7 protein-coding genes (1 of these 7 cut by a window edge) are annotated in these 10,000 nt (G+C 70.4%); 4 read left to right on the top strand and 3 right to left on the bottom strand.

Annotated features, from left to right (window positions below; genetic code table 11):
• From VFM98_RS06550 to VFM98_RS06540, 3 genes are all read right to left on the bottom strand, one after another.
• A protein-coding gene (locus tag VFM98_RS06550) for a response regulator (RefSeq protein WP_325109102.1) crosses the window boundary here: on the bottom strand, positions 1–5 show its start. The gene continues 385 nt to the left of window position 1, outside the view; only the first 5 of its 390 coding nucleotides appear in the window; it begins with the start codon at positions 3–5; its stop codon lies off the left edge, out of view.
• Positions 6–84: 79 nt separating this feature from the next.
• Entirely contained in the window at positions 85–1,491 is a 1,407-nt protein-coding gene (locus VFM98_RS06545) for an efflux transporter outer membrane subunit (RefSeq protein WP_325109101.1), read from the bottom strand.
• An 805-nt stretch (positions 1,492–2,296) separates the two neighbouring features.
• Positions 2,297–4,087, bottom strand: coding sequence for a hypothetical protein (locus VFM98_RS06540; RefSeq protein ID WP_325109100.1), 1,791 nt, complete (start codon positions 4,085–4,087; stop codon positions 2,297–2,299).
• A 306-nt stretch (positions 4,088–4,393) separates the two neighbouring features.
• On the opposite strand from VFM98_RS06540, the gene VFM98_RS06535 reads away from it, so the two are divergent.
• From VFM98_RS06535 to VFM98_RS06520, 4 genes are all read left to right on the top strand, one after another.
• Positions 4,394–5,797, top strand: coding sequence for a sensor histidine kinase (locus VFM98_RS06535; protein ID WP_325109099.1), 1,404 nt, complete (start codon positions 4,394–4,396; stop codon positions 5,795–5,797).
• A complete protein-coding gene (locus VFM98_RS06530) occupies positions 5,790–6,431 on the top strand; it encodes a response regulator transcription factor (RefSeq protein ID WP_325109098.1) in 642 nt (213 codons plus the stop codon). Before VFM98_RS06535 ends, VFM98_RS06530 begins: the two co-directional genes overlap by 8 nt.
• A 16-nt stretch (positions 6,432–6,447) precedes the next feature.
• On the top strand, positions 6,448–7,650 hold the full coding sequence (locus tag VFM98_RS06525; protein ID WP_325109097.1) for an HlyD family secretion protein: 1,203 nt from the start codon (positions 6,448–6,450) through the stop codon (positions 7,648–7,650).
• On the top strand, positions 7,647–10,000 hold a 2,354-nt coding region (locus tag VFM98_RS06520; protein ID WP_325109096.1), incomplete at its 3' end, for a cysteine peptidase family C39 domain-containing protein. The genes VFM98_RS06525 and VFM98_RS06520, both read left to right, overlap by 4 nt.

Below are 10,000 nucleotides of genomic sequence, written 5' to 3'. Positions count from 1 at the left end.
GACACGTCAATCCTTGGCTGGCATGGGGCCCATGCCAACGCTCGAGCACGTCCTGTGCCAATTAAGTCGTTGGTTATCGGGGTTTCATGGAGAGGCGGCCACCTGCCAGCCGCCGCCGAGGGCCCGGATCAGCCGCACGGTGGCCTGGTACCGGGCGGAACGCAGCTGGACGGCGTCGCGCTGGTTGCGCAGCTCGGTGCGGCGGGCGTCCAGCACGTCGAGCTGGCTGGCCAGGCCGCTGCGGTAGCGTGACTCCGCCAGGGCGGTCGCCCGCTGGCCGAGATCGACGGCCGTGGAGGCGGTGCGCGACTGGGCGGCGAGCAGCTGCACCGAAACCAGCTGGTCTTCCACCTCCCGCAGGGCGGTGAGGATCTGCTCGCGGTAGCCGACCGCGGCCGCTTCCAGGTCGGCATCGGCCAGCCGGATGCCGGCCTCGCGCCGGCCGCCGTCGAACAGCACGCCGCCCACCAGCGCCGCGAGGCTCCAGGCCCGGGTGGAGGCGGCCAGCAACTGGCCCAGGTCGGGCGAGGCGGAGCCGCCGCTGGCCGTGAGCGTGAGCGTCGGGAACCACGCAGTGCGCGCCAGGCCGGCGCGCAACTGCGCTGCCTGCACCGCCTGCTGGGCCGCCGCGATGTCGGGCCGCCGCGTGAGCACGCTGGCCGGCACGCCGGCCGGGATGTCCGGCAGCGCCGCGCTCCAGTCGCGCACCGGCAGCTCGAAACTGGAAGCGGGCACGCCGGCCAGCAGCGCGAGGGCGTGTTCGAGCTGGGCGCGGCGGCGCTGCAGGGCCTGGGCATCGGATTCGATGGCGGCGAGTTCGGCCTGGGCGCGCACCAGTTCCAGCTCGGCGACCGAACCGGTGCGCAGGCGCTGGCCCGTGATCGCCACCGTCTCGCGCCAGGCGGCCGCGGCCGCCTCCACCAGCGCGCGTTCGGCATCGAGCGCGCGCAGCTCGAAATAGGTCTGGGCGACGTTGGCCTGCACCAGCAGGCGGGCATCGCGCAATAGCGCCTCCTGCGACGCGGCATCCAGGTTGGCGGCGTCCACGCCCTGCTGGAGGCGGCCGAACAGGTCGGCTTCCCAGGAGAAATCGACCAGGGCCTCGACCAGCGTGCCTCCGCTGCCGGTGGCGTTGATGATGGGGCCGCCCTGGCGGCTGATGCCGGCATTCAGCCCGATCTGCGGTGCGCGCGCCGCCTCGGCGCTGCGCACCAGGGCGCGGGCACGGGCGAGCCGCGTCGCGGCGGCCTGCAGGCTGGTGTTGCCGCCGGCGGCCTGGGCTTGCAGCCGGTCCAGCACCGGATCCTGGAACACGTGCCACCACGCTTCGCCGGCCTGCGGGGCGGCCGCGACGGCGGGGCCGGCATGGCGGAAGGCGGCGGGCACGGCGACCGCCTCCGGCGCGCCCGGGGGCGCGGAGGCGCAGGCGGCCAGCGCCAGCACCAGCGGCGCGAGGGCCAGGCGGAGGAGGTCAGGGCGGTGCGGGTTCATGCGATCGAAGTGCGGTCCGTAAAGTGAATGGGGTGCTCCGGGGTGTCGTGTGTCTCGCACTCCTGCTGCCGGCTTCGCCTTGGTAGCTGCAAGCAAATGCAAGTGCCGCGCCAGCCATCCACTGGGTGCTTTCGGGTGTTGCGCAGGGCGGTTGGGGGTAGTGGCGCGCCGCCTGGGTGTGGGCGCCCAGGGGCAGGGTGGGCAACACCCAAAGAAAAAGGGCGGATGCCGGAGCATCCGCCCTGGGGGGCAGCGGTGCGCGCCGCTCAGACGCCCGTGCAGCGGCTGATGTAGGAGGCGACCTGGATCACCGTGTTGTTGATGCTGCTGCCCTTCTTGCCGGCACGGATATTGGTCTTGACTTTCATGGGGACTATCTCCTGTTGTCGTGGGGGTTGTGTGCGTCGAGGCACCTTGGTATTACCGACACCATGTCGGCAATTCTTTGGGTTTAAGAGAAGTGCAATTCGTGGGCCAGAAAAGGCTTCGGAACGAAGAGTTTCAACTTAACGAACAAGGATAAAGGGCAGTTGGTCTCCAACCTGGCGAACCAAGAAAAAGGGCGGATGGCCGTGAGCCATCCGCCCTGGGACGCGAGCGTCCCGGCCGTTCTCAGACGCCCGTGCAGCGGCTGATGTACTTGGCGACCTGGACCACCGTGTTGTTGATGCTTTTGCTGCCGCCTTTACCGGCGCGGATGTTGGACTTGACTTTCATGGGACGCTCCTGTCGTGGGGATGGGTCGGTGTGCTTCGAGGCACTTCTTCATTGCCGGGGGTGGCGGCAATCCTGCTTCGGCCTGGATTCATCGGGGATCCAGGCCTGAATTCGGTTCGCTGATTTCCAGTGTTTCGCGGGTGATGGCCACGCGGAAGCCCAGCAGCCGCTCGAGTTCGTCGAGCAGGTGCGGCAGGCGGCGCGTTTCCTCGGCCTGCAGCAGCACGTGGATGTCGACATCCATCGCGCTGAAGGGCCGCTTCGGCTGCTCGCGTCCGAGCAGCGCATTGATCCGCAGCTGCGTCTCGGTGCACAGGCACAGCGTCTGCTGCGTGCGCACGAAGAAGTGCATCAGCGTGTCGACCAGCCAGTCGACGCTGGTGGCATCGGCACCCTCGCCGTCGCCCAGGCGCCGCTGCAGGATGCCGCGCAACGCCTCGGTCGGCACGCGGTGCTGCTCCGAGAGGCGGCCGGAGACGCGCTGCGGCATCGGCTGGCGCACCGGATCGCCCAGGCCCACCGCGCACTTCTCGTAGATGTCGGCGTACACGCGCTCGCGGTTGGCGCGCCACTCCTCGGTGGCGTGGAAGGTTTCGTTGCGCAGCGTCTCGGCCTTGCTGCGCAGGTAGGCATCGAGCTGCTCCAGCGTTTCGCTGCGCGGGCCGATCCAGTCCTGCACCAGTTGCGCCATGCGGGCATAGGTGCGCGTCATGATCGGCCACAGCGAGAACACGCCCGCGAAGGCCTGCAGGCCCAGCAGGCCGTAGTCGAATGCGGGCTCCATGTCGTCGAGCGCGCGCTGCACCGGCTCGGGAATGGCGACGTCGGCGAACTGCGCCGCATCGCCGCCTTCGACCAGCACGCGCAGGAACTGGTCGATCATCGCCGTCGGCCCGGCGCACACGCCCTGCGGCGAGTGCAGCGAGTAGTTGCGCTCGGCATACGCGTGGATCTCCGCGGCCGTGATCGGCGTGTCGGGCAGCAGCGTCGCTTCGACCACCGGCAGGAACAGCATCTGGTGCGACGTCATGCGCAGGCCATCGGTCACGCGGAACATGGCGGCCAGCACCGGATGCAGCTCGCCGTTGGCGACCCGTCCCTGTTTCTTCACCAGCGGATAGGTGCAGACGGCCAGCACCAGCGTGGAGAGACGCTCGACGTCGCCCACCGTCATCACGGCACGGGCGGACGGGAAGCGCTCCAGGTAGGCCTGGCGGATGCGCAGCAGGCAGGCCATGGCCGTATTCCAGTGGGCGCGCATCGCCTTGAGCGCGCTCACGTTCATGGGCTTGTCGTCGAGGTAGCGGCTGCCCGGGTAGATGCAGGTGCGCCAGCGGGTGGGCACCTCCACCCGCAGCGGGCGCGGGAACACGTTGGCCTCGCCGACCTGGCGGCCGTCCTGGTCCAGCGCGATGTGGCCCACGCGAAACACCGGCACCACCAATTCGAGGTAGCCTTCCTCGAGCGGACGGCCGGTCAGCTCCTGGGTGATGGCCTCGCATTCGTCCCAGGTGCGCGGCCGCGCGCAGGGCGCGGGCGGCAGCGGCGAGGGCTGGTCCTTGCCTTCGGGGCCGCCGGCCAGGCCTTCGCCCGCCTCGGCGCCGTGCAGCAGCACGCCTTCGCTCACCAGTTGTTCCAGCAGCTCCCGCACGCGCGGCCAGTCGTAGCCGATGGTCCATTGGACCGCGCTGCCGGCGATGAAGCTGGCGTGCTTGGCAAGGGTTTCCCCGAATCCAAACAGCTCCGGTTCGTCGAAGATGACTTCCTTCGGGCCGCAGTAGAGATGCAGCTCGCGTGCTCCGTCGCCGCCGGCCGAGTACTGCACCACCACCCGCTTGTTGAGCGGAAGGAACAGCTGGTCGTGGGGTTCGATCCGCACGTGGGGCTCCTCCATGGGCTCCCCGCCGGGTTCGGCGGCATGCGTCGAGGAATGCGGGAACGGGCACACGCCGCCCGCCGCGAGGGAGTGACCCGGCGGAACGCCGGGATCGGGGGCTGCGTGTTCGAGGTTCGACATGTGACAGATCTTAAGAAAGCCCCCCAAGGAGGGGCCACGGAGGAGTTGCGCGATTTCGAGGCTCCGTCGGTGGGTCGGGGAAGGCACCTTCGTGCCTTGCGTAACACAGTTGGGCTGATACATTCGCCAAGGAACGTTTGTTTCAAAGTGTTTGCGCGCCTCCAGAAAATGAAGACCTTCTTTTTCCGGCTCTCCCTGTCGCAGCAGTTCATGCTGCTCAGCTTTCCCATCCTGCTCGCAGGCACGTTGTTCATCGGCCGCTGGATCGGCCAGCAGGTGGAGGACAGCGTCGTGCACCGTGTCGGCGGCGTCACCGCGCTGTACGTGGACAGCTTCATCGCCCCGCACGTGCAGGCGATGGCCCGCACGGACGACCTGCCCGAGAGCGACAAGGCGGCGCTCACGTCGCTGCTGAACGACACGGCGCTCGGCAAACGCATCGCCGGCCTGAAGATCTGGCGGCCCGACGGCCTGGTCGTCTACAGCAGCGCGCCGGACCAGATCGGCAAGCGCTACGAGGTCGAGGATGGGCTGGTGGCCGCGCTGCGCGGCGAGATCTCCTCGGAGATCTCCGAGCGCAGCGATACCGACTCGCACGGCCAGCCGCTGCCGCGCGTGATCGAGACCTACACGCCGATCCGCGCTGCGCGCCAGGGCCGGGTGATCGCCGTCGCCGAGTTCTACCAGCACCCCGAGGCGGTCGACCGGGAAGCCGGCGTGGCACAGCGCCAGAGCTGGATGACCTTCGCGGCCACCATGCTCACCATCTATCTCGCGCTGTTCGCCGTCGTGCGCCGCGGCAGCGAGACCATCGTGCGCCAGCAGCGTGACCTGAGCGAGAAGGTCGCGCAGCTGACGGCGCTGAACGCGCAGAACTCGCTGTTGCACCAGCGCGTCAAGCGCGCGGCGGAGCGAGCGACGGCGTTGAACGAGAACTTCCTGCAGCGCCTGTCGGCCGACCTGCACGACGGCCCGGGGCAGGACCTCGGCTTCGCCCTGATGCAGTTGAAGACCGTGCAGCCGCAGTGCTGCGTCAACGGGGCCAGCAACCCCCAGTGTCCCGCCACCAGCCTGGAGCCGGTGCGCGTGGCGGTGCAGTCGGCGCTGGACGACCTGCGCGCCATCTCCGCCGACCTGCAGTTGCCCGACATCCGCCACCTCTCGCTGCCGGAGCTGGCGGCGCGTTCGGTGCGCGATTACGAGACGAAGACCGGATCGAGCGTGCAGCTCGAATGCACGATGCCGGACGTGCCGGCCACCATGCGCGTGAAGATCACCCTGTGCCGCGTGCTGCAGGAGTCGCTCGCCAACGTCTACCGCCATGCCCAGGGCAAGAACGCCCGCGTGCGGGTGAGCGGCGACACCGAGACGCTGGTGATCGAAGTGAAGGACGAGGGCCCCGGCTTCCAGCCGGGCAACAGCCGCCGCCATGGCCGCCTGGGCCTGGCCGGCATGCGCGAGCGGGTGGAGGTGGCCGGAGGGACCTTCACCATCCAGTCCGCCGCGGGCCAGGGCACGACGGTGCGCGCCACGCTGCCCCTGACGACCAACGAGGAGGAAATGCATGTCTGACCGTATCAGCATCGTCGTCGTCGACGACCACCCGCTCTTTCGCCAGGGCGTCGTCGCGGCCCTGCAGCAGGAGCCCGATTTCCAGGTGGTCGGCGAAACGGATTCGGGCGAGCAGGCCCTGCAGCTGGCGCGCACCCTGATGCCCCAGGTGATGCTGCTGGACGTGAGCATGACGGGGTGGAACGGCATCACCACGGCGGAAAAGGTGAGCATCGCCTGCCCCGCGACGGCGATCGTCATGCTGACGGTCTCCGATGACAAGGACAGGCTGCTGGCCGCCTTCAAGGCCGGTGCAAGGGCGTACGTGCTGAAAGGCGTATCGGCCCAGGAGCTGGCACGGGTCGTGCGTGCAGCTGCGGCGGGAGAAGTCTACGTTTCACAATCTCTCGCCGGAGAAATGCTGGTTTCGCTCACGCAGGGCAAGGCGCCCGATCCGCTGCAGGAACTCACTTCGCGCGAGCGCGAGATCCTGGCGCTGATCGGCAACGGATTCACCAATCGCCAGATCGGCGAGAAGATCTTCCTGTCCGAGCAGACCATCAAGCACTACGTGACGAACATCCTGCAGAAGCTGCAGGTGCGCAGCCGGGTGGAAGCCGCCCTGCTCGCCAACCGTCACAGCGGCAACCGGTGAGGTACCTGAGGATGCCATGCCGACCCGTTTTGTCCGTACCACACGCTCGCTGGCGCACGACGGCGGCCGACGCACCCTGCTCGGGTTCGGCATCGCCGGCGTGCTGCTGGCCGCCTGGCTGACCTGGTTCCTGTTCGGGCGCGTCACCGTCTACGAGGTGTCGCGCCAGGCCCGCATCGAAGTCCAGCAATCGGCCCACCCGATCGCCTCGCTGGTGCAAAGCCGCATCGCCAGCAATCCGCTGGTGCTGGGGCAGGAGGTGCGCGCCGGCGACCTCCTGATCGAGCTCGATGCGCGCCCCGAGCAGCTGCGGCTGCAGGAGGAACAGGCGCGGCTGCAGACCCTGCTGCCGCGCATCGCATCGCTGAAGAAGGAAGTGGCGGCGCTGGAAAAGGCCTCCGCCAGCGAGCAGGAGGCGGCCCGCGCGGCGACGCAAGGTGCCTCTTCCCGCATTGTCGAGGCCGCTGCCGCGGTGGACTTCGCGCGCGAGAACGAGAAGCGCCTGCGCGAGGAAAGCGCCGTCGGCGGCGTGGCGCAGATCGAAGCCGTGCGCGCCCAGGCCGAGACGCTCAAGCTCGCCGCCGCGCGCGATGCGCTGGCGGCCGAACAGCGCCGCCTGGCCACCGAGGCCGAAGCGCGCGCCTACCAGCAGCAGGCGCAGATCGAGTCCCTGCGCCGCACCATCCTCTCGATGCAGGGCGAGGCCCAGGCCGCGGAGTCCACCATCGCCCGCCTGAGCGAGGAGATCGAGCGCCACCAGGTGCGCGCCCCGATCGGCGGCACCATCGCCGACGTCGCCGTGCTGCGCACCGGCGCCTACGTGGCGGCCGGCCAGAAGCTCGCCACCGTGGTCCCGCACGGGGGCCTGATCATCGTCGGCGAATTCGTGCCGGCCGCGGTGCTGGGACGCATCCGTCCCGGCCAGGCCGCGCGGTTGCGCCTCGACGGCTTTCCCTGGGCCCAGTACGGCATGATCGACGCGCGCGTGGTGCGCGTGGCCGGCGAGGTGCGCGACGGGCTGGTGCGGGTCGAGTTCCAGCCGGCGCGGCAGGTGGAGCCGAAGCTGCCGCTGCAGCACGGCCTGCCCGGCTCGATCGAGGTCGGCATCGAGGAGATCTCGCCCGCGCAACTCGTGCTGCGCGCCGTCGGCCACTTCGACGCGCCCACGCCCGCGCCCGCCGCCCTGCCGGTGATCGTGCGCGAGATGGCGGCGCAATGAGCCCGCTCGTGCAGAACCGCGGACGGCGCTGGATCGTCCCCGAGGTCGTGCAGACCTCCGCCATGGACTGCGGGCCCGCCTCGCTCAAGAGCGTGCTCGAAGGCTTCCACATCCCCGTGAGCTACGGCCGGCTGCGCGAGGCGTGCCAGACCGACGTGGACGGCACCTCGATCGACACCATCGAGACGTTGGCCAACCAGCTCGGGGTGGGCGCGGAGCAGGTGATGATCCCCGCGGACCACCTGTTCCTCGCTTCGGCCGCGGCCCTGCCGGCAGTGGTGGTGGTGCACCACTCCGACGGCGCCACCCACTTCGTGGTGGTGTGGCGGCGCGTCGGCGGCTGGGTGCAGGTGATGGATCCGGCCGTGGGCCGGCGCTGGCTGCGCTGCGAGACCTTCGCCCAGGAGGTGTTCGAGCACGAGGCCAACGTCCCCGCGCCCGAGTGGCGCGAGTGGGCGGCGTCGGAGGATTTCCTGGCGCCCTTGCGCGAGCGGCTGGCGCGCATCGGAGCGAGCGCGGCGCAGGCCCGGGCGCTGATCGCCGAGGCGCTGGCCGACGAGCTCTGGTTCGGCATCGCCGCGCTCGACGCCAGCGTGCGCTTCATCGCTTCGGTGATCGACGCCGAAGGCCTGCAGCGCGGCGCCGAGGCCATGCAGGTCGCGGAGTCGCTGTTCCGCGACACGCATCGCAGCACCGAGGACATCTTCCGCGTCATCCCGCCGCGCTACTGGTCGGCCCACGCCGACCGCCTGGGCGAGGACGGCGTGCTGCGGCTCACCATCCGCGGCGCGGTGCTGGTGCGCTTCAGCGGCCGCACGCCGCTCGAGCCCGGCGAGAACGCAGACGTGCTGAAGTCGCCGGAGCTGAAGGCGGCGCTTTCCGAGCGGCCGGTGCACCCGATGCGCTTCGTCGGCTCGGTGCTGGCGAGCGAAGGCCGGCTCGGCCTGTTCGCGCTGGTGGGCGCCATGGCCGTCGCGGCCGGTGCCGTGCTGCTGGAAGCGCTGATGTTCCGCGGCCTGTTCGACGTCGCGGGAGCGCTGAACGTCGCCAGCCAGCGGCTGGTCGCCTTCGGCGCGGTATTGGCCTTCGGCGCCGTGCTGCTGGCGATCGAGCTCGGGATCGCCGCCGAAGTGATGCGCCTGGGCCGCCACCTGGAAGCGCGCCTGCGCGTCGCCGTGATGGAGAAGCTGCCGCGCCTGAGCGACCGCTACTTCCACAGCCGCTCGGTGTCGGACATGGCGGAGCGCAGCCACAGCCTGCCCACGCTGCGGCTGCTGCCCGGGTGGGCGCTGCACGTGCAGCAGAGCGTGTGTGACCTGGGCTTCACGCTGCTGGGCGTGGCGCTGATCGATCCGGCCAGCGTGCCGCTCGCGCTCGCCGTGACGGCGGCGGCGCTGCTGATTCCGCTCGCGTTGCAGCCGCTGCTCAATGAAAGCGAACTGCGGGTGCGCAACCACGCGAGCGCGCTGCACATCTTCTATCTCGATGCGCTGCTCGGGCTGGTGCCGATCCGCTCGCACGCGGCGGAGCCGGCCGTGCGGCGCCGCCACGAAGGCCTGCTGGTGCACTGGGTGCGGGCGGAGCGGGCGCAGGTCGCCGTCTCGCTGGGCGCCGCGGGCCTGCAGTCGGCGGTGTGCGTGGCGCTCGGCGCCTGGCTCCTGATCGCGCACTTCGGCCGCTCCGCCACCGTGAGCGGGGCCGACCTGCTGCTGGTGTACTGGACGCTCAAGCTGCCTGCGATCGGCCACACGCTGGCCGAACTCGCGCAGCTGTACCCGGCGATGCGCAACGTGCTGGTGCGGTTGCTGGAGCCGCTGAACGCGCCGACCGAAACGAGCGATCCGTCGCATGCAGCCCCGGTGGCCGCCACCCCCACGGGGGCATCGCAGCGCGCGGGCGTCGGCATCGCCGTCGAGGGCGGCAGCGTGCTGGCCGCCGGCCACTCCATCCTGGAGGACATCGACGTGGCGATCGCGCCCGGCGAGCACGTGGCCGTCGTCGGCTCCTCCGGCGCCGGCAAGTCCAGCCTGCTGGGCCTGCTGCTCGGGTGGCACCGGCTCGCCGGCGGCGCCTTGCGCCTCGATGGCGTGCGGGCCGGCGCCGCGCAGGTGGAGCAGTTGCGCCGGCAGACGGCCTGGGTCGATCCGGCCATCCAGCTGTGGAACCGGCCCTTCCTCGACAACCTGCTCTATGCCAGCGAAGGCACGGCGCTGGAACACGTGGGCGGCGTGCTCGATGCGGCGCGCCTGCGCGCCGTGCTGCAGAAGCTGCCGCAGGGGCTGCAGACCTGGCTGGGCGAGGGCGGCGCGTTGCTCTCCGGCGGCGAGGGGCAGCGGGTGCGCCTGGCGCG

The sequence above is a fragment of the Ramlibacter sp. genome (assembly GCF_035706265.1).
Lineage (GTDB): Bacteria > Pseudomonadota > Gammaproteobacteria > Burkholderiales > Burkholderiaceae_C > Ramlibacter.
The sequence above is the reverse complement of the archived record's forward strand: the minus strand, read 5'-3'. Positions and strand labels throughout refer to the sequence as shown.

What these genes read in the sequence shown, in the direction of transcription:
- VFM98_RS06545 (WP_325109101.1), bottom strand. Translation starts at nt 1,491, where the DNA reads ATGAACCCGCACCGCCCTGACCTCCTCCGCCTGGCCCTCGCGCCGCTG.
- VFM98_RS06535 (WP_325109099.1), top strand. Translation starts at nt 4,394, where the DNA reads ATGAAGACCTTCTTTTTCCGGCTCTCCCTGTCGCAGCAGTTCATGCTG.
- VFM98_RS06530 (WP_325109098.1), top strand. Translation starts at nt 5,790, where the DNA reads ATGTCTGACCGTATCAGCATCGTCGTCGTCGACGACCACCCGCTCTTT.
- VFM98_RS06525 (WP_325109097.1), top strand. Translation starts at nt 6,448, where the DNA reads ATGCCGACCCGTTTTGTCCGTACCACACGCTCGCTGGCGCACGACGGC.